The organism is Flavobacterium sp. JAS (genome assembly GCF_020991455.1).
Classification (GTDB): domain Bacteria; phylum Bacteroidota; class Bacteroidia; order Flavobacteriales; family Flavobacteriaceae; genus Flavobacterium.
The window spans coordinates 71,994-96,893 of the sequence record NZ_JAJMOX010000005.1; the positions used below are offsets into that span (position 1 = coordinate 71,994).

The window sequence follows — 24,900 nt, forward strand, 5'->3', positions numbered from 1 at the left end:
TTTTGTTTTTTTTCGCCACGAATTCACGAATTATTATCTAACATTTTTTATTTTAATTCGTGAATTCGTGGCTATTTTTTTGATATTATTTAGTATTTAATTCAGTCAATAAAGTATCGACTTCTTTAGTGCTCCAGGTCATTTCGGTACAAATTTCTTTGGCGTCTTTAGCATATTGCAAAGCTAATTTTTTATCTTTTATTTTATTGTAAAGCCTTGCTACGAGTAAGTTTCCATCATAAGAATCATTTAATTCTAAAGAATGTTTTACCCAGAAAATAGACTTTTTCAAACTCTCAGCATCAGAAATATGTTTCAAATAAGTTTGTCCAATATCTTTTAGAAAACTTGCATCATTCCACACTAGTTTCTGAGTGTCTTCAAGGGTCACTTTTTTATAAAACTGCCATTTCTCTGTTCTTTCAGCCAACGTCAAATCAAACTTAAAAACAAGAGAATCTGTTTTTTGCAATTTAATAGATTTTGCAACTTCCCTTTGTTTATAATAGTTTATCGTATCCAGATTGTCCACATAAGGACGGAGTAATTCCGTTACAATACTTTCTATTTTTCTATCTACACGATTTTGAGATGTCACAGCTGCAAATTTCTTTTGATGTTTTAAAACATATTGAAATTCCCTCGATTTTATATCAGTAACACCATTTGCGATAATACGCCAATTGGTTTCGCTAACTAATTGTTCATCAGATTGTGTATTCAAATAAACATGTGTCGGAATTGATAAATCAGTTCTGTCTTTTCCTTTTTTCAAAGTATTCAAATACTCAAAAAACTTAGTCGAATTACTCGGGTCATTCAGAAATTCTTTCTCTAAATAAGGTAATTGCATCCTTGAATTCAATGCATATTTTACCTCAGTCATAAATTCCGGCGTTTTCATTTCGCCTTTTAAAGCATACAAAAGTGTTTCTGTATTTGAATCAATAAATAAGAAAGTAGGTAGCGATTTAGTATTGTATTTGTCTTTAAGCGCAATTCCTTCCTCTTTTTCAATATTTTTCCAGGCGCAAACATAGTTTTCTTTCAGAAAAGCTATCACATTTGGATCACTAAAAACTTCTTTCTTCATTTGATTACAATGCGGACACCAATCTGCGTAAAGCATCACAAAAAGAGGTTTGTTTTGTAGTTTTGCCGTTTCTAGTGCTATTTTATAAGGTGTATCGTCAGGAACAAACTGATTTTGAGACTTTACAGTTTGCAACGACAAAAAAAGAAGGAGTATAGAGAGAAAACGCATATCAAGTTTGTTTTAATCAAAAAAATCGCTTCTACAAATATATTCCCTTTTTCTAAAAGCTACCTTAATATCTTCCTATTTATAAGTTAAATACAATGCGAAGTTTGTAACTTTGTAATATCGAAAAGAACGTTTAAACTCAGGCGTTTCTTTAAAAAAGTAATACACATACGAATGATTTACCCCAAAATACCGCTTGCACAAAGCATTATCGAAATTTTTTCTGCAAAAGGAATCACCAATATCATAATTTCTCCCGGTTCTAGAAATGCACCTTTAACAATAGGATTTGCCCAGAATTCAAACTTTAAATGTTACAGTATTGCTGATGAACGCTGCGCAGCATTTTTTGCATTAGGAATTGCACAACAAACCAAACAGCCAACTGCAATTATCTGCACATCAGGGTCTGCACTTTTAAATTATTATCCGGCTGTGGCCGAAGCCTTTTATAGTCAGATTCCGCTGATTGTAGTTTCAGCAGATCGTCCGCAAAGCAAAATTGATATTGGTGACGGACAAACTATTCGTCAGGTAAATGTTTTTCAGAACCATTCTGTTTTTAATGCCAATTTAACCGAAGAAGCGTCTCATGACAATGATTTAAAAATCAACAAAGCCATTGAAACTGCGATACTTCAAAAAGGACCAGTTCATATCAATGCCCCTTTTGAAGAGCCTTTATATGAAACGGTAGAAACACTTTCGGTTCAGCCAACAATTACACATTCAGATGAAATCCTTGAAATTAAAATCATTGAAAATAGCGAAGAAGTTATTTCAAAATGGAATTTAGCCAAGAAAAAAATGGTTTTAATTGGTGTAAACGAAGCAAATTCTATAGATCAAAAAATAATAGAAAATTTTGCAAACGATCCGTCAATTGTTGTGCTTACAGAAACGACTTCAAACTTACATCATCCAAGTTTTGTGGGCAGTATCGATACTTTAATTACACCGTTTGAAGATGCAGATTTTGAAGTATTTAAGCCAGAAATTTTAATCACTTTTGGCGGAATGATTGTTTCAAAAAGAATTAAAGCCTTTTTGCGAAAGTACAAGCCAAAAGAACATTGGCACATTGATACCTTGCGCGCCTATGATACTTTTAGTGCCTTAACACAGCATTTTGTAATGGAACCAAATGACTTTTTCAACGAATTATTACCCAAAACTATTTTTGTAGAAAGTGATTATTTTTCTAAAATTGATAAAATTTACGATTTAAGAAAAATCAGAAGACAAGAATATCTTGAAAAAACTAAATTTTCAGATTTTAAAGTATTCGAAAAAGTAATTGAGTCTTTACCAAAAAATAGTCAGTTACAAATTAGTAATAGCTCAGCTATTCGTTATGCGCAATTAATAGAAATTGATCCTTCAATCGAAGTTTTTTGCAATCGAGGAACTAGCGGAATTGATGGAAGTACATCAACTGCAATTGGTGCTGCTGTTGGCAACGACAAACAAAACGTTTTTATCACCGGCGATATTAGCTTTTTATACGACAGCAATGCTTTGTGGAATGCTTATATACCTGAAAATTTCAAAATTATTTTGATTAATAATGGAGGAGGAGGAATTTTTAGAATTTTGCCTGGTCATGAAGAAAAACCTGTCTTTAATACATTCTTTGAAACATCACACCATTTAACAGCCGAACATTTGGCTAAGATGTATAAAATGAATTATTATACAGCATCTGATGTAGATTCTTTAGAGAAAAACTTAGAGTTGCTTTATGCAAAGAATGATGCACCAACTATTTTAGAAGTTTTTACCCCAACTTTTGAAAATGACGTGATTCTAAAAAGGTTTTTTAGTGAGTTAATTTAAAAGTAAATAAAATAGTGTTAATTTTTGTTTATTACTAAATATTTGTTTTAGATTTGGAGTTTTAAAAAGTAAGAAAAATAATCTAAAATTAATATTATGAGTACAAGAGAAGAATTAATTAAAAAATATGCATTAGACTTAAAAGAAAAATGCGGAGTAACTCCAAATATGGATTTATTGACTAAAGTAACTATAGGTTGCGGGCCATCAATTTATAATGCAGATGCTTCAACAGTTGCGGGAACTCAACATTCTGAAGTAGATACAGTTAGAAAAAACTTCCTAGTTAAAAAATTAGGCTTGCCAGATGGTCCAGATTTAGAAGCGGCAATCAATGATGTTCTTGCAAAATACGGACATTCTAATAAACATAAATACAGAGCAGTGGTTTATTATTTACTTACTTTGCATTTTAAAAAAGAAAGTGTCTACAAATAGACTCAATTTTATAGATATTATAAGAAAGCACCCATTCAGGTGCTTTTTTGTTTATTATATATCAAATATTTTTCGTCGTACCATTTTCAAACTTCGTACATTTGCAGCTTAGAAACTTAGTCGCTTTTCGGCTTAGAACCTCAAGAATATGATTGAAATAGGAAAATACAACACCCTTACCATACTACGTGATACCAAAGTTGGTTTATTTTTAGGAAACCCTGAAAAAGATCCTGAAGGAATTCACGACATTTTATTACCAAACAAATATGTTCCAAATGAATTTGAAATAGGCGAAGAACTAGTGGTTTTCGTTTATTTAGATCATGAACAACGCCCGGTTGCAACTACACTTGAACCTTATATTTTATTGAATGAATTTTCACTTTTAAGAGTGAATTACATCAATCAGGTTGGTGCATTTATGGATTGGGGAATGGAAAAAGACATTCTTGTTCCGTTTAAAGAGCAAGCACGTCCAATGGAAAAAGGAAAACGTTATTTGGTTCACCTTTATATGGACGAAAAAACAAATCGCTTGGTTGCTTCAAGTAAATTGAACCAATTTTTAAGTAACGATCAGCTTACAGTTGAAAAAGGAGAAGAAGTTGATTTAATCGTTTCGCATATTACTGAATTAGGAATCAACGTAATCATCAACGAGCAGCACAAAGGATTGTTGTACAAAGATGAAGTTTATGACGACGCTATAAGAACCGGAGACAGAATGCGCGGTTATATTAAAAACATTCGTCCTGATAATAAAATAGATGTTGCATTACAAGTGCAAGGATATCAAAGTATTGAGCCAAATGCAGAAAAGATTTTAGATGAATTAAGAGCCAATCGTGGTTTTTTACGTCTAAATGACAATTCACATCCTGAAGATATTAAAACGGTATTAAAAATGAGTAAAAAGACCTTTAAAAAAGCCATTGGAGCTTTATATAAAGACAAACTCATCGAAATCAAAGAAGACGGGATTTATCTTGTAAAAGAGAATTAAGATTTAATTTTAAATCTCAATATTTTTTAAAATCCAAATTCCAATGTGCTTGATATTACATTGGAATTTGGATTTTTTTTATTTGGAATTTAGATTTTCCATATTGGAATTTGGAATTTAAAAATATTGGAATTTATTCGCAAGAATCAATAATAACAGGAAAGGCTGCTCATTACAAGCAGCCTTTCCCTTTTTATTCTAGTTTTAAAAAAAATTGTAATTAAAAAAAAACAGAAATAAAATAAATTCGGATCCATTCAAAAAATAATAGCTTTATTAATTTTAGAAATTACTTCTTGAAACGGTATGTCTTTAAATAATATATACATTCATATTAAAAGCAAAAAATCAAGTTCACGGCTAGTCCATTTGGTTTGATAAAATAACTTATAGAAAGTTTTAGTTAGCATTTTTTCCTCTTTTCGTAATCAATTTGATACTAATTACTAAACAATTCTAGCGTTTAACCTTAGGTGTTACTATTTCCTTTTTGAAGTTTCAACAAATGAATAAATCATTTGCCCATTAATTATAGGTTTACGAATTAAAACCATAAAAAAATGAGCGACAAATTTTTTAAATTTTCTCAAAAAAATCATTTTTTAGGTTAATAAATCAGTGAAAGAAAATCAATCTTAAACCAATGAAATGAAATGTATCTCATTGATTTCTAGGATGTAAAATTAAATATTATTTTTTAAAACTAGTGTTAAAAAATGTTATTTTTTGTAAGTAAATCCCAATTGTTAACATTGCGGGCAATTATTAGTACAGACTTAAACTAAATTGAGTAGGTAAAAATATAAAAATGCTTTATTTTTACACTATAATTATTTAAAATAAAACAAATAGAAATGGATTGGATAACTGCCAGAGAATTTGAAGATATAACCTATAAAAAATGTAACGGAGTTGCGAGAATTGCTTTTAACAGACCAAATGTTAGAAATGCATTCCGCCCAAAAACAACTTCAGAATTATACCAGGCTTTTTATGATGCTCAAGAAGACACTTCGATAGGTGTTGTTTTGCTTTCTGCCGAAGGACCGTCGACAAAAGATGGTGTATATTCTTTTTGCAGTGGAGGAGATCAAAATGCTCGCGGACATCAGGGTTATGTTGGAGAAGATGGTCAACACCGTTTGAATATTCTTGAAGTGCAGCGTCTGATTCGTTTTATGCCAAAAGTTGTCATTGCTGTTGTTCCAGGTTGGGCAGTTGGTGGCGGACATAGTTTGCACGTGGTTTGCGACATGACACTGGCAAGTAAAGAACATGCTATTTTTAAACAAACAGATGCCGATGTAACTAGTTTTGATGGTGGTTACGGATCTGCTTATCTGGCCAAAATGGTAGGACAGAAAAAAGCACGTGAGATTTTCTTTTTAGGAAGAAATTATTCTGCTCAGGAAGCCATGGATATGGGAATGGTAAATGCCGTAATTCCTCATGACGAGCTAGAAGCAACGGCTTACGAATGGGCACAGGAAATTTTGCAAAAATCACCAACTTCTATAAAAATGCTAAAATTTGCGATGAATTTAACAGACGACGGAATGGTAGGACAGCAGGTTTTTGCAGGAGAAGCTACTCGTTTGGCCTATATGACCGAAGAAGCTAAAGAAGGAAGAAATGCTTTCTTAGAAAAAAGAAAACCAAACTTTGGCGAAAATAAGTGGTTGCCATAAAGAAATAAAAATAGTTTCAAGTTTCAGGTTTCGAGTTACGAGACCAAAACTTGAAACCTGAAACTTGAAACTTTTGCACATTTAAACAAAAAAATATAATGAAACATTGGATTGAAGCCGCGAGATTGCGCACATTACCTTTATCAGTTTCCGGAATTATAGTAGGAAGTATATACGCCTTATCAAACCCAACAGAAACCATCAATACGCCAACAGAAGTATTTAGCTGGAAAATCTTTGGTTTTGCACTATTAACAACATTAGGTTTACAGGTTTTATCCAATTTTGCAAACGATTATGGAGATGGAGTAAAAGGTACAGATAACGTTGATAGAATAGGTCCGAAAAGAGCTATCCAGAGTGGTGTTATTACGCCGCAAGCCATGAAAAAAGCAATTATAATTACGGCTGCATTGACATTATTATCAGCCATAATTCTAATTTATTTTGCTTTTGGAGAGAGTAATTTCGGATATTCAATCTTCTTCTTGTTATTAGGAATCGCTGCAATTGTTTCGGCTATTCGCTACACAGTTGGTAATTCAGCCTACGGATACAAAGGTCTTGGAGATGTATTTGTTTTCATCTTCTTCGGGCTTGTAAGTACGTTGGGAGTAAACTTTTTGTACTCAAAAGAAGTAGATCCACTATTAATTTTACCTGCAATTTCTATTGGTCTATTGAGCGTTGGCGTTTTAAACCTAAACAATATGCGCGATGAAGAATCAGACAGAAAATCAGGAAAAAACACAATCGTAGTTAAAATGGGCGGAGCAAAAGCTAAGATTTATCATTTTACCTTGATTATTACTGCAATGGTTTTAGTGCTTCTTTTTGCTTTTTTAAGTGATTATAACTTTGATCAATACTTATTTATATTGGCTTTTATACCTTTAACTAAACATTTAATTACGGTCTATAAAAACCAAAACCCTAAGCTATTAGACCCAGAATTAAAAAAATTGGCACTAAGCACATTTTTACTTTCAATATTATTAACAGTATGTATGATCTCATTGATTTCAGACATTATTGTTAATCTCTTTTTAGGTGGCAGATAAATTAAAGTTCAACTTTAAAATTTATAAAAATGAAAATCACATTTTACGGACACGCTTCTTTAGGCATTGAAGTTGGAGGAAAACATATTATTGTAGATCCTTTCATTACAGGAAACCCACTGGCATCAGCAATAGACATAAATACATTAAAAGCAGATTATATTTTGCTTACACATGCACATGGTGATCACGTTCTTGACGTTGAAGCGATTGCAAAGCGAACCAATGCAACAATTGTTTCAAATGCCGAAATCACAAGTTATTACGCACAAAGAGAATTTAAAGCGCACCCAATGAATCACGGTGGAAGCTGGCAGTTTGACTTTGGAAAAGTAAAATATGTAAACGCAATACACTCAAGTTCTTTTCCTGACGGAAGTTACGGCGGAAATCCCGGAGGTTTTGTAATCGAAGGCGAACACAAAAATATCTATATTGCCGGAGACACAGCATTGACAATGGATATGAAACTAATTCCGTTGCGTACAAAACTGGATTTGGCAATACTTCCAATAGGTAATAATTTTACAATGGATGTTGAAGATGCTATTATCGCTTCAGATTTTGTAGAATGCGATAAAATCTTAGGATATCATTTCGACACCTTTGGTTATATAGAAATTGATCATGAAGAATCAATCCGTAAATTTTTCGACAAAGGAAAAGATTTGATGCTTCTTGAAATTGGAGAATCAATCGAATTATAATCCTGAGCTAAGTCGAAGGAAGGAGCTAATCCCGCTTTCGGCTATATCTTTTTTTGAGGCAAAGAAAAATTGTTTCAAAAAAAGGATACCGCCTCAAACGAAGTTCACTGAACTCCTTTTAAAATAAATATTAAGTGAAGTAATCGGGGCTAAAAACACCTTTATGTTTATAAAGAAATGGACGAAATTAAATTTATTTGTGAGTGCTGCGGTAAAGAACATGTGAGTTGGCCCGCACTGACGTACAATTCACCAAGTAGTTATCATAATCTTTCCGATCAGGAAAAAGAAGAAATAGCAGTAATCGATCAGGATTTTTGCGTTATAAAATATTCAGATCAGGAGATAAATCGCTTTATCAGATGCGTTCTAATTCAAAAAGTTAATGATCATTGCGAAGATCTGGAATATGGTTTCTGGGTTTCATTAAGTGAAAAAAGCTTTCAGGATTACCTTGATAACTTTGATAACAAAAATCACGAAACCCAATATTTTGGATGGCTTTCCAATTATATTTCGCAATACCAATTCTCAAATAGTATTCCAACAACCGTAGTTACCAAAAGCGGTAACGATAGACCTGAAATTTTTCCGCATCAGGATTTTGATCATCCCTTTGTAAAAGATTATTACAATGGAATTACAAAAGAAGAAGCTGAAAAAAGAATTAGGGAAATGTTAAAAAATTAGGCCTGAAATTTGCACAAGACATTTAAACTAAATTTTATAAAATGAATTTAAAAAAAGTTGCCCTATTTCTTTTAATTGCAGTTTCTTATAGTACGTATGCCCAAAAAGATGGTTATTGGGATAAAGAACGTTCTACAACAAAAGAAATCATAGTTTCTGCCCGAGACAGAATCCTTCTTAAAACAGAAGATTTGCCCGTTGGAACCACAGAAATTGTATACAGAATTACACTTCTGGACGAAAATCAGCAAATGGCAAATAGTTTAGTTTCAGTACTAAAATCAATTCCGGATCCAACCGGAATTAGTCAGGGATCAGCCGGAGCAGTTTTTTTAATGTCTAAAATCTCTGGGGACGACACTTGTTCTTATGCACTTTTCATTTCAAATGATAGTGCTAAAAAGTACGTCGATGACGGAAAAACAGATAAATCCTGTTATGCTCAGGAAGAACCATTAAGCAAAGATGCAAAGCGATTATCACTTGATAAATCATCGTGTTTAGGAGATAATATCAATACGATTTGGTTTGGTTTTCACAGCAAAAACTGGCTTCTGAATCAGAAAATAGTGTTGGAAGTTGTGCCTTGGGTTGATACAAAATTAAATCGTGGCTGGAATCAGGATAACAAAAACGAAATCATAAGTCTTTGTAAAACATCGACAATGGCGCAAAAAATGGCCAATTCTGATGATTTTTGTGTTTGTATTCTGGATAAAATCATGAAACAATATCGTTACACAGAATTTCAGAAATTATTGGCAATCGAGAAAAGTAAAGTCTATAAAGACTTCGGAAATAGCTGTTATAAAGATGCCGATATTTCTAAAAACGTTTTTAATGATTTACGAGCACAAATTACATCTTTAATAAAAGCGCAAAAATACAACGAAGCAATTCCGAAATTAAATACCATAATAAACGACGGAAAAGCAACTGCTGTAGATTACAGTTCTATTGGATATTGCTATATCTTGACGAAACAATACGCAAAAGCGATTAAGTTTCTTAAAGAAGGCGAAAAAGTAGACGATACAGAGTTATTGGTAAAACTAAACTTAGCACACGTTTATCTGGTTAGCGATGATTATAGCGAAGCAAAAGTTATTTATAAAAAATACCAGACTCAAAATGTTACAGATAGTTTAAGCTGGAAAGAAAAAACAAAACAAGATTTTACAGTTTTTCAAAAAGCAGGCTTACCATCAAAAGACTTCGAAAAAATTCTAAATCTTTATAACTAACTTAAAAAAATACGCCACGAATTACACTAATTCCCACTAATTGTATTGGCTGAGATAAGATTTTGATCAACTTTGTGTTATTTCAAATAAAGCTAAATTTATTCGTGAAAATTAGTGAAATTCGTGGCAAAATATATTATTTTGAAAGCAACTTACCACAAATATATGCTTGAGTTTAAGCGTCCTTCGGGAACTTCACGGGGTATTATGACCGAAAAAGAAACCTGGTTTATTGTTCTTGAAGAGAATGGTAAAAAGGGAATAGGTGAGTGCGGCATACTTCGTGGTTTGAGTGCTGATGATCGCAATGATTATGAAGAAAAATTACAATGGACCTGCCAGAATATTCATTTGGGAGAAACAACACTTTGGGAAGCTTTATTAGAATTTCCGTCCATACAATTCGGAATCGAAATGGCTTTTTTATCACTAAAAAGCGAAAACCCATATTTGTTATTTCCATCCCATTTTACAAATTATTCAAAATCGATTGTTATAAACGGTTTAGTCTGGATGGGAGAAGCTTCTTTTATGAAAGAACAAATTGAAGAAAAAATAGCAACTGGTTTTAAGTGTGTCAAACTTAAAATTGGCGCTATAGATTTTGAGAAAGAATTAGAATTATTACACTTTATCAGAAGTCATTTTTCGGCTAAAAAGATAGAAATTAGGGTTGATGCCAATGGTGCTTTTGCTTTAAATGAAGCTTTAGATAAACTAAATCAACTCGATAAATTTCAATTACATAGTATTGAACAGCCTATAAAAAAAGGCAACATTCAGGCAATGGCTGATTTGTGTAAAAACACCCCGTTTCCTATTGCACTGGATGAAGAGTTAATCGGCGTATTTTCATTAGAAGAAAAAGAAAATTTACTACTTGAAATCAAACCACAATACATTATTTTAAAACCAAGTTTTGTAGGCGGATTTAGAGGAACAAAAGAATGGATTGATTTAGCTAATAAATACAACATTGGTTGGTGGATAACATCAGCCTTAGAAAGCAATATTGGTTTAAATGCGATTGCACAATGGACATTTTTGCAAGATTCTGAAATGCCTCAAGGTTTAGGAACAGGAGCACTTTACACTAATAATTTTGATTGTCCGCTTGAAGTTTCTCAAGGACAGTTATGGTACAATACCTCAAAAAGTTGGGATTCCGGTTTTCTTGACAAAGCATAAAAAAACTGGCCGTTAAGCCAGTTTTTCGGGTTATTATGATCGTGGTTTATTCTTTTCCGCCATCCAGAGCATCTTGCCAGTCTTTTAATTCCTGCCATTTTCCTTCATAAGCCAGTTGAGCTTGTTTTGCCCAGGTACCGGGATTATGAATAGCAAAGTTTTCGCCGCCTGCATCCAGAATTTCTTGTGATCTCTGTGTTGGAGTTTCTGATAGTGCCAACCAGGTTTTAATTCCCGCGTTATGGTATAATTCCTCAATTTTAGGTCCAATTCCTTCAACAATTTTCAGGTCATTTTCCTTAATTTTTTTACCATAAACACTTGCTGCAAGAGCATCATTAAAAATTATTGCAGGAGCTACATTTGCTGCAAAAGATTGTACTGGTGAAGCAGCTTTTGCTTTAGCAGCTAAATCAGCTTCAAGTGAAGCAATTTTAGCATTCAAACTACGTGTATTTGCTTTACAAGCATCTAAATCTGCTTGTAGCGACAATGCAAGAGAATCATCTCCTTTAGAATTCATTTTTCCTAGTAAGTAACCTAAAATTCCACAGATTAATCCCACTAGCGCAGGTATTAAGATACAAGGTATATTCATAATAGTATATTTTGATTAATTATTTGATTGTAATAACAGTTCGTCTGTTGTTTGCTTTGCCCTCAGCAGTAGTATTTTCGCCAACTGGTTCATCCGGGCCTTTTGATTCTGTCGTAATTCTCGAAGCGTCAATGCCGTTTTTCGATAAATAGTTTTTAGAAAACTCAGCACGTTTTTGTCCAAGAATCACATTTGAATCGCGATTTCCAACATTATCACTATGCCCAACGATAAGAACAACAGCTTCTTTAACATGGTCGGTATATTTTACAAGCGCTTCTACTTTTAATTTTTCAACAGAACTTAGCTTATCACTGGATTTGTTCGTGTTAAAATGTAGAATTAGAGGATCTGAGTTGATTTTATCTTTCAGAGCAGTCCATTCATCGCTTGCAACAGCAGTAGTATCTATAGTTTCAAATTTGTATTCAGCAGGACCTAAAAGAGTGTCGGCACTCATTTTCCATTTATCTATAATTTCTCCTTTTGTATCAAACTGAGCATCAGATAAACCTTTAGAAACAAAGAACTTTTTAATATCATTTGCCCTCGCCAAACCTAGATTCTCAAAAGTCGTCGTATTTGTTTCATCAGAAGTAGCATAACCGGTTATGGTAACCTTTTGCTTAGGATTTGCAATCAAAAATGTTTTAAGATTTTCAATTCCAATAGATACAGAATCACCAACAGGCAGAATTACTGCAAAACTGTTTTTAAGGAACTTGATGTTATCATTGGTATGATAATCAATTCCAGAACCATTTAGAATAAAAGGGACAATAGTAGCGTCCTGAGCCACGACAGCAGGTACTTTTTCAGTATCAACCATTGGTGTTTTCATAGTACAATTGCAACAAAAATTCACATACAAAAAAGTACCCAGAATAATTGTAAGTGCAATGCCTAATAGATAAAGTGCTTTTTTAGACATAAGTGATGAAGTTAAGATTCTATCAAATTTAACAAAAAAATAAATACAGAATGCATTAATAATCAGTTATTTTAAAGTTACAATTCTAACTGTGAGACGATTATAAAAACGCAAATAAATAAGCAAGGATTCTTAAATCACAATTTTAAGAGACAATTAAATTGAGTAACTTGCATAAAAAATTAATTTAGACACAAAATGGTCGAGATAGAAAGAAAGTTTCTTGTAAAATCAGATGATTTTAAAGAACAGGCTTTTACCCAAAATAGAATAGCTCAAGGATACTTAAGTTCTGCACCTGAAAGAACTGTCAGAGTAAGAATTAAAGGAGAAAGAGGCTTTATAACTATAAAAGGAATTGGCCACCATGGAGGAATGACCCGGTTTGAATGGGAAAATGAAATTCCGCTTGGCGAAGCACAGGAATTACTTAAATTATGCGAAAAAGGCAAAATTGAAAAAACTCGTTTTGAAATAAAATCCGAAAAGCACACTTTTGAAGTTGACGAGTTTTATGGAGAAAATGAAGGATTAGTAATGGCAGAAATTGAACTGGAATCTGAAACAGAACCTTTTGAAAAACCTGATTGGTTGGGAGAAGAAGTTACAGACGACGAAAGATATTATAACGCATATTTGAGTAAAAATCCTTTTAAATACTGGGAGAAGTAAGAATTATGGGAGAATATGATTTGATTATTGTTGGCGGCGGACCAATTGGGCTGGCGTGTGCAATTGAAGCTCAAAAGAAAAACCTACGATATTTAATTATAGAAAAAGGTGCAATTGTAAATAGTATTTTCAATTATCCTTTGTACATGACTTTTTTCTCTACAGCAGAAAGGCTTGAAATTGGAGATATTCCGTTTAACTGTCTGGCACCAAAACCCGGACGTCAGGAAGCTTTAGAATATTACAGAAATATTCATCGCTATTTTAACTTTTCAATCCATTTGTTCGAAAAAGTAACACAAGTACAAAAACTAGAAAAGGCTTCTTTTAAAGTAACAACCGACAAAGCTATATATAAAGCTAAAAATGTTGTGATCGCAACCGGTTTTTACGACATTCCGATAGAGATGAATGTAAAAGGAGAGGAGTTACCTAAAGTTCGTCACTATTATAAAGAAGCGCATGAATATGCTTTTAGAAATATTCTGGTAGTTGGCGCTAATAATTCATCTGTTGACGCGGCCTTAGAATGTTGGCGAAAAGGAGCGAATGTTACAATGGTAATTCGTAAAAACGAAATAAACAACCGAGTAAAATATTGGGCAAAACCGGATATTGAAAACCGAATTGCTGAAGGAAGTATAAAAGCATATTTTGAATCGAATATTACTGAAATTCGTGATAATGCTGCAGAAATCGAAACTCCAAACGGGAAAGTTACAATAGAAAATGATTTTGTTCTGGCTTTAACCGGATACAAACCAGATTTAACTTTTCTTGAAAAAATGGGAATTAAATTATCTGAAGATGAATTAAAAACACCATCTTATAATCCTGAAACTATGGAAACAAATGTAGAAGGTTTATTCCTGGCCGGAGTTGTCTGTGGCGGAATGCATACTCATAAATGGTTTATTGAGAACTCTCGTATTCATGCCAATATGATTGTAGATTATATTACTTCGAAATAGAAAAAGGTTGCCACAAATTTCACTAATTGACACTAAATTTTATTTGAATTACTATAAATTTAATTCGTGAAGATTCGTGAAGATTCGTGAAGATTCGTGAAATTCGTAGCAAAAAAACTTAAGAGCTACAAGAAAGCATAGAGCAACCTACTTTTGAGCGTGCCCAATCTGGTCGTTTTGCAAACCATTTTTGGTATTCCGGTTGCTCATCATAAGGTTTTTGTAATAATAAATACAATTCATTTATCAAAGAATAATCACCTTGATCAGCAGCGTCAATAGCCAATTGAGACATATAATTTCTTAAGACATATTTTGGATTAATCCCATTCATTTTTTCTGAGCGTTCTTTATCAGAAAGTTTCTCTGTATTTAATCTTTGGATATAGATAGTAAACCAATTATTCCAGGATTCTAGTATGTCTCCAGAAATTTGCTCCGGAATATAAAAAGAATATTGAATTTTCTCTATCGCTTTCTCAACAGAATCTAATTTCTGAACCGTACTTAAATTTCTAAAAAAGATGGTCATATCCGTTTCTGATAATTGCAAAGCAGTTTCCAAATTAGCAATTAATTCATCATCAGTTTCACTAGAAGTAAACAATCCTAATTTACTTAAAAACATTATTTTATAGTCAGAATTAAAATCTAAAATAAATGATTCAAGTATATCTTCAAGCGGTTTAGCTTCGTTAATTAGAGGATAAATTGCATTTGCCAATTGGTATAAATTCCATTGTGCGATTTGTGGTTGATTGCCAAAACGATATCTTCTGTATTGACTGTCGGTCGTGTTTGGAGTCCAGTTTGGATCGTAATTTTCTAACCAGCCATATGGACCATAATCGATCGTAATTCCGTGAACGGACATATTATCTGTGTTCATTACACCGTGTATAAAACCAACGCGTTGCCAATGTAAAATCATTTCTCGGGTTTTATCTGCAACTGTTTTAAAGAATTGCAAATATTGTTCTTTTGGCTCTCCTTTTATTTCAGGAAAATAATGCTTGATATTGTACTCCACAAATTCTTTTAAATTTTTGAGCTCATTTCGTGCAGTCAGCATTTCGAAACTTCCAAAACGAATAAACGATGGCGCTACACGGCAAACGATTGCACCTTTTTCATAAGCCGGATTTCCGTTGTATAAAATATCCCGTAAAACTTCGTCACCGGATAACATTAATGAAAGTGATCGGGTAGTGGGAACTCCCAAATAATACATCGCTTCGGCACATAAATATTCTCTAACCGAAGATCTCAAAACTGCCAAACCATCGGCAGTTCTTGAATAGGGAGTTTTTCCGGCACCTTTTAGCTGAAGTGTGAAAAACTGATTGTCATTTTCTACTTCAGTTAAATTAATAGCGCGGCCATCACCCAATTGTCCGGCCCAATTCCCGAATTGATGTCCTGCATAACACATTGCGTACGGACGAGTTTCTGCTAGAACTTCTTTTCCTGAAAAAACATTCAAAAACGATTCAGATTGGATTTCGTCTGGAGTAATTCCAACCAATTCAGCAACTTCTTTAGATGCATGGATTAATTTTGGATTCGATGGTATTGTTGGATTCACGTAAGAAAAAAGCGCATTTGATACCTGACGAACTTCATTGACTTCATTAGGATCTGCAGGCAATTCAGCTGTAAATCTGTTATTTATTTTTAAATTTTTCATTGTAATTTTTATTCTTTTGCAACAAATTCCACAGATTAAAAAGACTTCTATATCTGAGAAATAGCCACGAATTCACGAATTTATTAGACAAATATGCACAATTATTCGTGAATTCGTGGCGGAAAACCTTTTTAGATTGTTATAATAAATCTGTGGCAAATCTTTTATTTAATCAACCAGTTTATTCGCGTACATTTTTTTTAATTTCTGCACTTTTGGATCTATTACAATCTGGCAATAACGAGCTTCCTGATTGTTATTGTAATAATTTTGATGATCTTCTTCGGCTTCGTAAAACACCTCAAAAGCAACCAACTTAGTTACAATTGGATCTTCATAAAAAGGTTTAACTTCTTCAAAAGCCTGCTCTGCAATTGCTTTTTGTTCTTCGTCATGATACAAAACAATAGAACGGTATTGTGTACCTACGTCTGCACCCTGACGATTTAGAGTTGTTGGATCGTGACTTGTCATGAAAATAAAAATTAAGTCATGATATGAAATTATGTCAGGATCAAAAGTTACTTGTATAACTTCTGCATGACCAGTTCTGCCAGTGCAAACTTCACGATACGGGGGATTTTTAATAAATCCGCCTGAATATCCTGATTTTAAAGATTTTATTCCTTTTAAACGCTGAATTACAGCTTCTATACACCAAAAACATCCACCACCAAAAGTAGCTACTGATAAATTTCCCATAAATGTTATAGTTAAAGTTTTACATGCCCTATTAATCCGATAGAATATTATGATAATTTATTCAAAAAAAGACTATTTAATTAAAGATACTAAAAGGTTATTTAATGTTTGAAGTTTACAATTGATAAATTCGCAATTCTATAAAAAAGCAATATATTTGCAATCAAACTCAGGCACACTAATGAATAGCAAAAATAATACCATCACTTTAGAGACCTATTTTCAGGATTTTAGACAGCATATTGTTGGGGTTAATCAGGAATTTACCTCTCCTTATGGCACAAAAAAGATTGTTTACACGGATTGGACTGCCAGCGGACGCTTGTATCGACCTATTGAAGAGAAACTTCTGAATGAATTTGGCCCTTTTGTCGCCAATACTCACACAGAAACTACTGTGTCAGGTACTGCCATGACAAAAGCTTATCATCATGCAAGAAACATTATTAAACGTCACACAAATGCGAGTAATGATGATGTTTTGATTACTGATGGTACTGGAATGACAGGTGTTATCAATAAATTTCAACGCATTTTAGGTCTAAAAATCCCGGAAAACTTAAAGGATTGTACGATAGTTCCTGCTGAAAAACGCCCTGTTGTTTTTATCTCTCACATGGAGCATCATTCTAATCAAACCTCATGGTTAGAGACTATTGCAGATGTTGAGATTATTCCGTCTTGTGAAAAAGGGCTTTTTTGCTTAGATAATCTGGCTTTATTATTAGAAAAATATGCTGATAGAACGATAAAAATTGCTTCTATCACTTCATGTTCAAATGTTACTGGTTTAAAAACTCCGTTTCACGAAGCCGCAAAAATAATGCACCAGCATAATGGAGTTTGCTTTGTAGATTTTGCCTGTTCTGGACCTTATGTAGAAATCGACATGCATCCTGCAGATCCTGAAGCTTACTTAGATGCCATTTTCTTTTCTCCTCATAAATTTCTAGGTGGTCCCGGAACTTCGGGAGTTTTGATTTTTAATAAAAAATTGTACAATAACATGATTCCTGATTGTCCTGGCGGAGGAACGGTAAGCTGGACAAATCCTTGGGGTGAACACAAATATGTTGATAATATTGAGGATCGTGAAGATGGCGGAACTCCAGGTTTCCTTCAAGTGATTAAAACCGCTTTGGCGATTGAGCTTAAAGAAGAAATGGGAATTGAAAACATCTTACAGCGTGAACATGAGATTGTTGATTTTGTTTTTAACGAATTAGATCCTGTTTCGAATATTAAAATTCTTGCCGGACAACATAAAAATCGTCTAGGTGTAATTTCTTTCTTTATTGAAGATCTTCATTTTAATTTAGGTGTGAAATTATTGAATGATAAATTCGGAATTCAAACCAGAGGTGGATGCAGCTGCGCGGGAACTTACGGACACTTTTTGCTACACGTAGATCAGGAAACTTCGAATAAATTGGTCAATGAAATTACGATTGGTGATTTAATCAAAAAACCGGGATGGATTAGAATGTCTATTCACCCAACTACTACTGATAAAGAAATTGCTTTTGTTTGCGAAAGCATTAAAGATTTAGCTCAAAACCACAAATCGTGGGCTTTGGACTATTCTTATAATAAAAATACAAACGAATTTATTCATAAAAATGCTAATTCATTTGAAGATGAATTGGTTGCTGGCTGGTTTAAGTCATAAAAATTAACAACAAAATATAGTATTGAACCCGACTGTTTTTTTAAAACCTGTCGGGTTTGTTATTTAATTAACCGCAAAGTCTACAAAGTTTTTTCGCAGAGGAAGATAAGTTTATTATGTTTACTATGTCTTTTTAAGGACGCAAAGCTTTGTCATGAAAGTAGATTTGTAAGCCCCGAAACCTTGAAATTAAACCTGTCGGGTTTGTTGTTTTATAGTTTTTTTTCTAACCTTTGTTAAAATTAACAATACAATAAAATGATAATCTTTAAGGATTTTGAATCATTTAACGAATACGTTGGATTAAAAAAGCCAATCGATAATGATATCGATATTGGTTATTATGATTCTGCAAATATGCGTTCGCAATCTGAGCCTGTGAAGGCTGATTTTTATCGTATTTCTATAAAAATTGATTATACAGATAAAACATTAGAAGTTCCAAAACCGATAACAGCAATATTTTTTAGCAGTCCTGAAATGGTGAACGGATGGAATGTTGAACCAAATTATACTGGAATGTATGTGCAGCTTTCTAAAAAAATCATTGAAGAAAATAGGTTTTTATTCAAAACGTATCTTGATTATGGACAACATGAAGCTTTATATTTAACTGAAAGTGAGGTACAGGAAATACAAACACTATTTGGTTTGATGTACAAGTACTATAAAAGTGAAAAACAAGATTTTGGTGTACTACTTTCTTATATTAATGTATTGATTTCGGTAGTTGAAGCTTTTTATAATAGACAATTTTCTACAAATCCAAAACAATACAATCGTATTGTAACCGATTTTCAGCAAAATTTAAAAGATTATTACAATCAACCGATTAAGCAACTTCCAAATGTTCAGTATTTTGCCGATCAGTTGGGTTTGACGCCAAATTATTTGGGTGATATTATTAAACATTTTACGAATAAATCTGCCCTTGAGAATATTCATGAATTTGTAATAAAAAAAGCAAAGGAGTTATTGGAAAAAAATAATGCAATGAATAATACTCAAGTGGCTTATGAATTGGGTTTTGAGTATCCCAATTATTTTTCTAAGTTTTTCAAGAAACAAGTCAACTTAACTCCTAAAGAATATCGGGAACAAATAAAAACTAATAATTAATACTAACCCTGTTGGGTGTAATTAGTTTTAACACATAGAAGCATAGATTCTACACGCTCAAAAAAGACGTGTCACTTCTTTAAAAGACACAGAGTCCAGCTATGTGCAAGAAAGATATTTCTTTTTATTCTCTTTTTACAGATCCTAAATCTATGTTTCTATGTGTTAAGAGATTTTTTTTGTTATCAGTAATTTGTCTCTTTTTTACTGGTAGTTTGTTTCTTCGTTCCTGATGATCCATTTTTACTTTTGCTGAGTAGAAAATAGAAAATATTAAAATGGAAAAACAAAAGAAAGTATTATTGATTAATACGCATTTAACTTACCCAAATTGGACGGAAGGAAAATTAAATAACTCCTTTATTGAAATTGCTAAACAATTTTTTGAAGAGAAGAATTATGAAGTTCTCGAAACTAAGGTTGAGAATGGATACAATCCTGATGAAGAAGTTGAAAAACATTTAAGTGCTGATATTGTTATTTTGCAAACTCCGGTAAATTGGTTTGGCGCACCCTGGATTTATAAAAAGTATACGGACGAAGTTTTTAATAGCGGATTGCACAGTCAAAAGTTTCTTTCGGGAGATGGAAGATCGCGTGAAGATTCGACAAAACAATATGGAAGTGGTGGAAAATTACATGGAAAAAAATTCATGATTTCGGCAACATGGAATGCTCCTGAAGAGGCTTTCGGAAATCCTTCTCAGCAGTTTATGCAAGGAAAAACAACCTCAGATTTATTTTTGAATCTTTCAAGCAGTTATCGTTTTTGTGGTTTTGATATTTCACCGGATTATAATTGCTTTGATATTTTTAAAGGCGGAACTGTCGAAAATTATCTTGAAAATTATCCTGAGCATTTAGCTGAAGTTTTTAGTTTGTAGAGAATTAATCGCAAAGATTACAGAGTAATATTGTAAGGAACTTCAACAAAAAATTATATTCAAATTGGCCTGCGTATTTTTGTCATCCCGAGGAACGAGGGATCTCCGTAAGTAGCTCGACAATCTAAAAAAAAACTTTGTGTTAGTTTCTTGCGGGGATCCCTCGTTCCTCGGGATGACAATATTATGTTTGCTTTGTGTAAAATATGTCTTAATAACAAACCCGACAGGTTTTTAGAATCTGTCGGGTTTGTTATTTTTATGAATTATAGATTTCTGGCCTAGCCCCGATAGAGTCGGCATCCTTTGAGAGGAACCTACAAAGATATAGGCGAAAGCAGGACTTTGGGTCTTGAGAAATCTGATTGATCTGCTCCTGAAAATTTTCTACATAATATATTTAGAATATCCAGTTTAAGAAAGTTATTTGGATTCCTGAAACTTTTTAAGCGATGACAAGGCTTGTTGCTGAACTTTCTTTTGGAAGAAACCTGTCCAGCCCAATAAGTATCCGGTTGGACCAAAAGCTTGTTTTGACCATTTCCAGACATCAAAATTATCTGTATGTTTGATGATTAGCCCATCCTGAAAGGCAAATTCGGCAGCGATTCTATTAATTACTTTTCGGTTTGTTTTACTAAAATTATAAGTTGCAACCCAATTTGCAGAGCCCGAAAAATCATCGGCTTTCACATTTGAAAATTCAATTTTAATGTTGCCTTTGCTTTTTAAAATCAGCATTTCCCACATTTTAGACACTTGTTCTTCTTTTAATAAGCCAAAAGCCGGATCGATAAAGTGAATTTTTGGATGGTAGCATTCACACATTGTTTTAGCGTCGGCATATGCAAAAGCAGTATAGAATTTTGTGATTAAAGCTTCGTTGGCATTCATAGGAAAAAAATTAGAATATAAATATAAGATTTATTTTATTAAATGTTCTACTTTAAAATACTAATTTCTTTTGCTGTATCATACGATTTTTTTGATTTGTCGTATGCAGTAGAAAAATAATTCATTTTATTAATTGCCGTAAAATATCCGGTTTGATTCCCAAAGGTGTTTGAACCTCCCGAAATGATAAATCGAATGGCATAAATGTCTGTTTTTCTAAGTTTTGCAAATTCGGCAGGAGTGAAGTAATAGTAAGCCGAGGTCTTGCCATCAGTAGATTCTTTGACATTTTTATCTACGCATGGAATTACGTCTCCGTTGGCTAAGTCTACATATACACCGCCGGCAATTCTGGCTTTGTCATTAGCAGTTGCAACAGTTAACTTTAAGATTCCGCCTTTATCTGTTTTTGCAACCTGAACATTTGCCTCACCTGTAAAGGCATATTTTTCGCAAATGAAAGTATAATTTTGTGTTGCCTCAAAAGGTTTTGAGTCTTTTACACTCATGTTATTCTGAGCATTGGCAAAAGTAGAAATTAGCAATAATACAAATAGCGGTAATCTTAAATTCATAGTTTTAGTTTATTGATCTGTTATTTTTGAATCAAATTTTTCATCCCAATCCATTGATTTTATTGCCGAAATTAGATTGTCTTCGTTTACAAAAATGCGCAACTCCTTATTGGCCACTTTTTTAGAATATAAAGCATGATAGCGATATATTACTTCTTGCTTGGTTTTGTAAACGCCATCTAATTTCAAATCAATAAAACTTCCGTAATATTGTCTAAATCTCAAACAAGTTTTAGTCAATCGTTCTTCAGTCGTGTTTTCTCTAACAGACTGTGTTACTTCGGTTTCATTAAATGGTTTAAATTTTGAGGTATTGCAAGTTTCTAAAACTCTTTTGCCTAATTCGTAGGCTTTTTTCTGCTGACTCGCATTAATTTCGGCACTGGAAACTTTCTTTACTTTTAAATCTTCTGTATCTCTGGTAATGGTTTTAGATTTACATCCAATTAATAACAACAAACATATAATCAATCCTGCTTTCTTCATAACTATTTAAGTTATTTTTAATAATAAGTTAGGGTCGGGACAGTTTTCTATATAAAAGTTAAGGTCATTTGTGTTGCAAACTCCGGGATAATCTCCCCAGTATTCTTCAATATTTTGTATAATTTGAAAATGTACATGAGGTGCGTAATCTCCGTTAACGTCTGAATTTCCTAAAGCAGCAATTTTTTCGCCTTTTTTAAATAATGTCCCAACGGTGAGGTTCTCTATGCTTTCTAACGATAAATGTCCGTATAAAGTATAAAATTTTTCATTTTCGACTTCATGTTCCAGAATAATCGTTGGGCCATAATCGCCCAAACCAATATTATTTTTAAAACTATGCACTTTTCCGTCAAGCGGAGCTAACACCGCAGTATTTGCTTTTGTCCATAAATCCAGACCAATATGAATGTTTCGTTCCGGAATAGAATCGTTTTTAAAAATTGTACTTCGCTGGTACAAAGTCCGTCCTTCTATATAACCGCCAAAAGCGACTTCGGCGTTGTTTTTTTTGAGATAGTTTGAAATAAAATTCTCGAATTCAACAGCATTTTCAGGCTTGTATTGTACTAATTCGTGATTCATAACAGATAAATCCAAGGGTATGTATTTAGAAAAATCAATACTTGAATCAATTACTTTTGTAGGTGGTAAGGCTTTTAAAATAGAGGCAAGAGGTTTCATAAAATTTAGATTTAGGCGACTTTTTCAATAATTATTAATTCGTTATGAACTTCTATGCGGGGCAGCATTTTTGAAGTAAATAACTTGGGGTTAATTTCGGCAATGTATTTTTTGTTTCGAACATTATGAGCTTCATCCAGAATCATTGTATTGAATAAAACAAAGCCCTGATCCTTAAGAAGCGAACAAACGCGATCGCTAAAAAATTTCTCAAACAAAAAGTTAGGCATGTGAATGTCTTCAAAAATATCAATGATAATCAAATCGTATTTTTCTTTTGTTTTTAAAACAAACTCAAAAGCATCATCAATAATAACGTTCAGCTGTTTTATCTGATTCAGGTTAAAATACTCATTTGCAATTTGAATCATATCTGAGTCAATTTCAACACCGGTAATTTTACCTTTATATTCAATTTCGTTAACTAATGTTTTTATCACGCTTCCTCCGGCAACACCTAGTAATAAAACGTGATCCATTTCAAGAATTGCTTTGTATCCAATATTTCTAAGTCCATACCTTAATATACGTTGCAAACTTCCGTAAGAGTAATTGGTGTTTTCAGAATCTAAAACTAACTCACCATTAGCCCATGTAACTTCGATTATTTTGCTTCTGGCTGATTTTTTTTTGAATATCTTGATTGGAATTAGATAACTGAATAACTTTTGAATCATTTTATAAGCTTTTACTCAAAATTACCACTTTAAATCTTTTATTTTGCATGAAAAATAAATTTTAATGAAAAAACAATTATATAAATTCATCTTTTTAAAACTAATGGGCTGGAAGGTTGTTGGGCTTGAAAATGCTGAAGTAAAAAAATGTGTACTGATGGTTATGCCGCATACAAGTAATCATGATTTTTACTTAGGAATTTTTACCCGCGGAATCTCCGGATTGCAAATGAATTGGGTTGGAAAGAAGGAATTATTTAAGTTTCCTTTTGGATATTATTTTAGAAGCGCAGGCGGTGAACCACTTGATCGCTCGGGCGGTTTAAATAAAGTCGATTCGATTGCTGCAATTTTTGAACGTAAAGAAATTTTTAGACTAGCAGTTGCTCCAGAAGGAACTCGCAAAAAAGTAAAAGAAATAAGAACCGGTTTTTATTATATAGCACTCAAAGCAAATGTGCCAATTGTTCCCGTTGCATTTGATTGGGGTAAAAAAGAAGTTAATTTAGGAAAGCCCGTTTTCCTGACTGGAGATTACGAAGCCGACTTACAAGTTTTAAAAAAGCATTATGATGGAGTTATTGGTAAAATTCCTCAAAACGGATTTCAACTCTAAATTTTCGATATTTTTTTGATTGCGTGAGAATCGCTTAAATCAAAAATATTTTGAAAAAATTTCAAATACACGATTTTTATAATTTATGGGACATAGGACTTAAATGTCCCATTTTTGTAAAAAATAACTATTTTCTCAATTTCACTTTCTTCAGATCTCAAATTTTGATTTTTTACTTCCAGAGAATATCTTGGTTGTGATTTTTCATCTTCCTTATTATTTATTTGAGAAAACAAATCTCCTGCCATAAAATTTTCATTTGATGAAGTAGGAGCATGCAGATTTTCAATTTCTGGAGTTTCATAGTTTTTTACATTACTGCTTTCTTCTTCGCTTTTAGGAAAATTTCCTTTTCCATTCAAAATCCAATAGAGATCAACATCTGGAAAAACATCCAGAATTTTAAGTACAAAATCTAAGCTTGGTTTGTTTCTGCCCGAAAGTAGGTGAGACATACTAGAGCGTTGTACGCCAATTCTATCTGCAAAAGAAGAAGCATTCAAGCCATAATAATCCAATATAATTTCTAGCCTTTTTACAAAATCATCGATGTTTACCATTGTAAATTATTATAATTGATTCCTGTGTTTACAAATGTAACTAAAAAGGATCA

The 24,900-nt window shown here is 32.8% G+C and carries 26 protein-coding genes; 15 read left to right on the top strand and 11 right to left on the bottom strand.

The features are described from left to right. Nucleotides 1-85: 85 nt before the first annotated feature. Complete coding sequence (locus tag LPB88_RS08200) at nucleotides 86-1,264, bottom strand: thioredoxin fold domain-containing protein (protein ID WP_230714467.1); 1,179 nt, start codon at nucleotides 1,262-1,264, stop codon at nucleotides 86-88. 174 nt (nucleotides 1,265-1,438) lie between these two features. Between LPB88_RS08200 and menD the strand changes: the two genes are divergently transcribed. The 9 genes from menD to LPB88_RS08245 all read left to right on the top strand — a co-directional run bounded on the left by menD (nucleotide 1,439) and on the right by LPB88_RS08245 (nucleotide 11,122). After that, on the top strand, nucleotides 1,439-3,100 hold the full coding sequence (menD, locus tag LPB88_RS08205) for a 2-succinyl-5-enolpyruvyl-6-hydroxy-3-cyclohexene-1-carboxylic-acid synthase (RefSeq protein WP_230714469.1): 1,662 nt from the start codon (nucleotides 1,439-1,441) through the stop codon (nucleotides 3,098-3,100). 96 nt (nucleotides 3,101-3,196) lie between these two features. After that, nucleotides 3,197-3,538, top strand: coding sequence for a DUF2853 family protein (locus tag LPB88_RS08210; protein WP_230714471.1), 342 nt, complete (start codon nucleotides 3,197-3,199; stop codon nucleotides 3,536-3,538). 148 nt (nucleotides 3,539-3,686) lie between these two features. Then, a complete protein-coding gene (locus LPB88_RS08215; RefSeq protein WP_230714479.1) occupies nucleotides 3,687-4,544 on the top strand; it encodes a S1 RNA-binding domain-containing protein in 858 nt (285 codons plus the stop codon). Nucleotides 4,545-5,398: 854 nt separating this feature from the next. Beyond that, nucleotides 5,399-6,232 (top strand): 1,4-dihydroxy-2-naphthoyl-CoA synthase, encoded by an 834-nt coding sequence (locus LPB88_RS08220; RefSeq protein WP_017498510.1) that lies wholly within the window; start codon nucleotides 5,399-5,401, stop codon nucleotides 6,230-6,232. A 98-nt stretch (nucleotides 6,233-6,330) separates the two neighbouring features. Next, nucleotides 6,331-7,293, top strand: a complete 963-nt coding sequence (gene menA, locus LPB88_RS08225) for a 1,4-dihydroxy-2-naphthoate octaprenyltransferase (protein ID WP_110835213.1) — start codon at nucleotides 6,331-6,333, stop codon at nucleotides 7,291-7,293. Nucleotides 7,294-7,322: 29 nt separating this feature from the next. Further along, nucleotides 7,323-8,000 (top strand): metal-dependent hydrolase, encoded by a 678-nt coding sequence (locus LPB88_RS08230; protein WP_230714482.1) that lies wholly within the window; start codon nucleotides 7,323-7,325, stop codon nucleotides 7,998-8,000. Between the two features lie 177 nt (nucleotides 8,001-8,177). Then, on the top strand, nucleotides 8,178-8,690 hold the full coding sequence (locus LPB88_RS08235; protein ID WP_230714484.1) for a DUF2199 domain-containing protein: 513 nt from the start codon (nucleotides 8,178-8,180) through the stop codon (nucleotides 8,688-8,690). Between the two features lie 41 nt (nucleotides 8,691-8,731). Beyond that, complete coding sequence (locus LPB88_RS08240) at nucleotides 8,732-9,934, top strand: M48 family metallopeptidase (RefSeq protein WP_230714486.1); 1,203 nt, start codon at nucleotides 8,732-8,734, stop codon at nucleotides 9,932-9,934. 141 nt (nucleotides 9,935-10,075) lie between these two features. Beyond that, nucleotides 10,076-11,122, top strand: a complete 1,047-nt coding sequence (locus LPB88_RS08245) for an o-succinylbenzoate synthase (protein ID WP_230714488.1) — start codon at nucleotides 10,076-10,078, stop codon at nucleotides 11,120-11,122. 46 nt (nucleotides 11,123-11,168) lie between these two features. Here the strand turns inward: LPB88_RS08245 and LPB88_RS08250 are convergent, their stop codons facing one another. Both LPB88_RS08250 and LPB88_RS08255 read right to left on the bottom strand, forming a co-directional pair. Beyond that, nucleotides 11,169-11,720 (bottom strand): hypothetical protein, encoded by a 552-nt coding sequence (locus tag LPB88_RS08250; RefSeq protein WP_230714490.1) that lies wholly within the window; start codon nucleotides 11,718-11,720, stop codon nucleotides 11,169-11,171. 19 nt (nucleotides 11,721-11,739) lie between these two features. Then, nucleotides 11,740-12,651, bottom strand: coding sequence for an OmpA family protein (locus LPB88_RS08255; RefSeq protein ID WP_230714492.1), 912 nt, complete (start codon nucleotides 12,649-12,651; stop codon nucleotides 11,740-11,742). Nucleotides 12,652-12,849: 198 nt separating this feature from the next. On the opposite strand from LPB88_RS08255, the gene LPB88_RS08260 reads away from it, so the two are divergent. Together LPB88_RS08260 and LPB88_RS08265 are read left to right on the top strand one after the other, a co-directional pair. After that, on the top strand, nucleotides 12,850-13,323 hold the full coding sequence (locus tag LPB88_RS08260) for a CYTH domain-containing protein (protein ID WP_230714494.1): 474 nt from the start codon (nucleotides 12,850-12,852) through the stop codon (nucleotides 13,321-13,323). Between the two features lie 5 nt (nucleotides 13,324-13,328). Next, nucleotides 13,329-14,294: a YpdA family putative bacillithiol disulfide reductase gene (locus LPB88_RS08265; RefSeq protein ID WP_230714496.1), complete on the top strand. Its 966-nt coding sequence runs from the start codon at nucleotides 13,329-13,331 to the stop codon at nucleotides 14,292-14,294. Between the two features lie 118 nt (nucleotides 14,295-14,412). Here LPB88_RS08265 and LPB88_RS08270 read toward each other — a convergent pair whose 3' ends face one another. Both LPB88_RS08270 and msrA read right to left on the bottom strand, forming a co-directional pair. Beyond that, nucleotides 14,413-15,981, bottom strand: coding sequence for a YdiU family protein (locus LPB88_RS08270; protein ID WP_230714498.1), 1,569 nt, complete (start codon nucleotides 15,979-15,981; stop codon nucleotides 14,413-14,415). Nucleotides 15,982-16,149: 168 nt separating this feature from the next. Then, on the bottom strand, nucleotides 16,150-16,683 hold the full coding sequence (gene msrA / locus LPB88_RS08275; RefSeq protein WP_230714500.1) for a peptide-methionine (S)-S-oxide reductase MsrA: 534 nt from the start codon (nucleotides 16,681-16,683) through the stop codon (nucleotides 16,150-16,152). A gap of 181 nt (nucleotides 16,684-16,864) precedes the next feature. On the opposite strand from msrA, the gene LPB88_RS08280 reads away from it, so the two are divergent. From LPB88_RS08280 to LPB88_RS08290, 3 genes are all read left to right on the top strand, one after another. Next, nucleotides 16,865-18,352, top strand: coding sequence for an aminotransferase class V-fold PLP-dependent enzyme (locus LPB88_RS08280; protein WP_230714502.1), 1,488 nt, complete (start codon nucleotides 16,865-16,867; stop codon nucleotides 18,350-18,352). Nucleotides 18,353-18,610: 258 nt separating this feature from the next. Next, nucleotides 18,611-19,471: an AraC family transcriptional regulator gene (locus LPB88_RS08285; RefSeq protein ID WP_230714503.1), complete on the top strand. Its 861-nt coding sequence runs from the start codon at nucleotides 18,611-18,613 to the stop codon at nucleotides 19,469-19,471. A gap of 278 nt (nucleotides 19,472-19,749) precedes the next feature. Continuing rightward, the gene (locus LPB88_RS08290; RefSeq protein WP_230714505.1) at nucleotides 19,750-20,355 is read left to right on the top strand and encodes an NAD(P)H-dependent oxidoreductase; all 606 of its coding nucleotides are present in this window, start codon (nucleotides 19,750-19,752) and stop codon (nucleotides 20,353-20,355) included. Between the two features lie 423 nt (nucleotides 20,356-20,778). Here the strand turns inward: LPB88_RS08290 and LPB88_RS08295 are convergent, their stop codons facing one another. Genes LPB88_RS08295 through LPB88_RS08315 form a run of 5 tightly spaced genes read right to left on the bottom strand, consistent with a single transcriptional unit; the run spans nucleotide 20,779 to nucleotide 23,671 of the window. Further along, complete coding sequence (locus tag LPB88_RS08295; RefSeq protein ID WP_230714507.1) at nucleotides 20,779-21,249, bottom strand: nuclear transport factor 2 family protein; 471 nt, start codon at nucleotides 21,247-21,249, stop codon at nucleotides 20,779-20,781. 47 nt (nucleotides 21,250-21,296) lie between these two features. Beyond that, nucleotides 21,297-21,824 carry a hypothetical protein gene (locus tag LPB88_RS08300; protein ID WP_230714509.1) on the bottom strand — a complete coding sequence of 176 codons (528 nt, stop codon included), beginning with the start codon at nucleotides 21,822-21,824 and terminating at the stop codon, nucleotides 21,297-21,299. Between the two features lie 9 nt (nucleotides 21,825-21,833). Beyond that, nucleotides 21,834-22,310, bottom strand: coding sequence for a hypothetical protein (locus tag LPB88_RS08305; RefSeq protein WP_230714511.1), 477 nt, complete (start codon nucleotides 22,308-22,310; stop codon nucleotides 21,834-21,836). Between the two features lie 6 nt (nucleotides 22,311-22,316). Next, on the bottom strand, nucleotides 22,317-22,994 hold the full coding sequence (locus LPB88_RS08310; protein ID WP_230714516.1) for a peptidoglycan DD-metalloendopeptidase family protein: 678 nt from the start codon (nucleotides 22,992-22,994) through the stop codon (nucleotides 22,317-22,319). An 11-nt stretch (nucleotides 22,995-23,005) separates the two neighbouring features. Beyond that, the gene (locus LPB88_RS08315; RefSeq protein WP_230714518.1) at nucleotides 23,006-23,671 is read right to left on the bottom strand and encodes a spermidine synthase; all 666 of its coding nucleotides are present in this window, start codon (nucleotides 23,669-23,671) and stop codon (nucleotides 23,006-23,008) included. A gap of 64 nt (nucleotides 23,672-23,735) precedes the next feature. On the opposite strand from LPB88_RS08315, the gene LPB88_RS08320 reads away from it, so the two are divergent. Then, the gene (locus LPB88_RS08320) at nucleotides 23,736-24,287 is read left to right on the top strand and encodes a 1-acyl-sn-glycerol-3-phosphate acyltransferase (RefSeq protein WP_230714520.1); all 552 of its coding nucleotides are present in this window, start codon (nucleotides 23,736-23,738) and stop codon (nucleotides 24,285-24,287) included. A gap of 83 nt (nucleotides 24,288-24,370) precedes the next feature. Here LPB88_RS08320 and LPB88_RS08325 read toward each other — a convergent pair whose 3' ends face one another. Continuing rightward, entirely contained in the window at nucleotides 24,371-24,847 is a 477-nt protein-coding gene (locus LPB88_RS08325; protein ID WP_230714522.1) for a helix-turn-helix transcriptional regulator, read from the bottom strand. Nucleotides 24,848-24,900: the final 53 nt, after the last annotated feature.

Bases quoted from the DNA above. Each gene is read 5' to 3' on its own strand.
- LPB88_RS08305 (WP_230714511.1), bottom strand. From the start codon at position 22,310: ATGAAGAAAGCAGGATTGATTATATGTTTGTTGTTATTAATTGGATGT.
- LPB88_RS08285 (WP_230714503.1), top strand. From the start codon at position 18,611: ATGATAATCTTTAAGGATTTTGAATCATTTAACGAATACGTTGGATTA.
- LPB88_RS08295 (WP_230714507.1), bottom strand. From the start codon at position 21,249: ATGAATGCCAACGAAGCTTTAATCACAAAATTCTATACTGCTTTTGCA.
- LPB88_RS08250 (WP_230714490.1), bottom strand. From the start codon at position 11,720: ATGAATATACCTTGTATCTTAATACCTGCGCTAGTGGGATTAATCTGT.
- LPB88_RS08200 (WP_230714467.1), bottom strand. From the start codon at position 1,264: ATGCGTTTTCTCTCTATACTCCTTCTTTTTTTGTCGTTGCAAACTGTA.
- LPB88_RS08310 (WP_230714516.1), bottom strand. From the start codon at position 22,994: ATGAAACCTCTTGCCTCTATTTTAAAAGCCTTACCACCTACAAAAGTA.
- LPB88_RS08260 (WP_230714494.1), top strand. From the start codon at position 12,850: ATGGTCGAGATAGAAAGAAAGTTTCTTGTAAAATCAGATGATTTTAAA.
- msrA (WP_230714500.1), bottom strand. From the start codon at position 16,683: ATGGGAAATTTATCAGTAGCTACTTTTGGTGGTGGATGTTTTTGGTGT.
- LPB88_RS08325 (WP_230714522.1), bottom strand. From the start codon at position 24,847: ATGGTAAACATCGATGATTTTGTAAAAAGGCTAGAAATTATATTGGAT.
- menA (WP_110835213.1), top strand. From the start codon at position 6,331: ATGAAACATTGGATTGAAGCCGCGAGATTGCGCACATTACCTTTATCA.
- LPB88_RS08320 (WP_230714520.1), top strand. From the start codon at position 23,736: ATGAAAAAACAATTATATAAATTCATCTTTTTAAAACTAATGGGCTGG.
- LPB88_RS08265 (WP_230714496.1), top strand. From the start codon at position 13,329: ATGGGAGAATATGATTTGATTATTGTTGGCGGCGGACCAATTGGGCTG.
- LPB88_RS08280 (WP_230714502.1), top strand. From the start codon at position 16,865: ATGAATAGCAAAAATAATACCATCACTTTAGAGACCTATTTTCAGGAT.
- LPB88_RS08220 (WP_017498510.1), top strand. From the start codon at position 5,399: ATGGATTGGATAACTGCCAGAGAATTTGAAGATATAACCTATAAAAAA.
- LPB88_RS08215 (WP_230714479.1), top strand. From the start codon at position 3,687: ATGATTGAAATAGGAAAATACAACACCCTTACCATACTACGTGATACC.
- menD (WP_230714469.1), top strand. From the start codon at position 1,439: ATGATTTACCCCAAAATACCGCTTGCACAAAGCATTATCGAAATTTTT.
- LPB88_RS08230 (WP_230714482.1), top strand. From the start codon at position 7,323: ATGAAAATCACATTTTACGGACACGCTTCTTTAGGCATTGAAGTTGGA.
- LPB88_RS08315 (WP_230714518.1), bottom strand. From the start codon at position 23,671: ATGATTCAAAAGTTATTCAGTTATCTAATTCCAATCAAGATATTCAAA.
- LPB88_RS08270 (WP_230714498.1), bottom strand. From the start codon at position 15,981: ATGAAAAATTTAAAAATAAATAACAGATTTACAGCTGAATTGCCTGCA.
- LPB88_RS08255 (WP_230714492.1), bottom strand. From the start codon at position 12,651: ATGTCTAAAAAAGCACTTTATCTATTAGGCATTGCACTTACAATTATT.
- LPB88_RS08300 (WP_230714509.1), bottom strand. From the start codon at position 21,824: ATGAATTTAAGATTACCGCTATTTGTATTATTGCTAATTTCTACTTTT.
- LPB88_RS08240 (WP_230714486.1), top strand. From the start codon at position 8,732: ATGAATTTAAAAAAAGTTGCCCTATTTCTTTTAATTGCAGTTTCTTAT.
- LPB88_RS08210 (WP_230714471.1), top strand. From the start codon at position 3,197: ATGAGTACAAGAGAAGAATTAATTAAAAAATATGCATTAGACTTAAAA.
- LPB88_RS08235 (WP_230714484.1), top strand. From the start codon at position 8,178: ATGGACGAAATTAAATTTATTTGTGAGTGCTGCGGTAAAGAACATGTG.
- LPB88_RS08290 (WP_230714505.1), top strand. From the start codon at position 19,750: ATGGAAAAACAAAAGAAAGTATTATTGATTAATACGCATTTAACTTAC.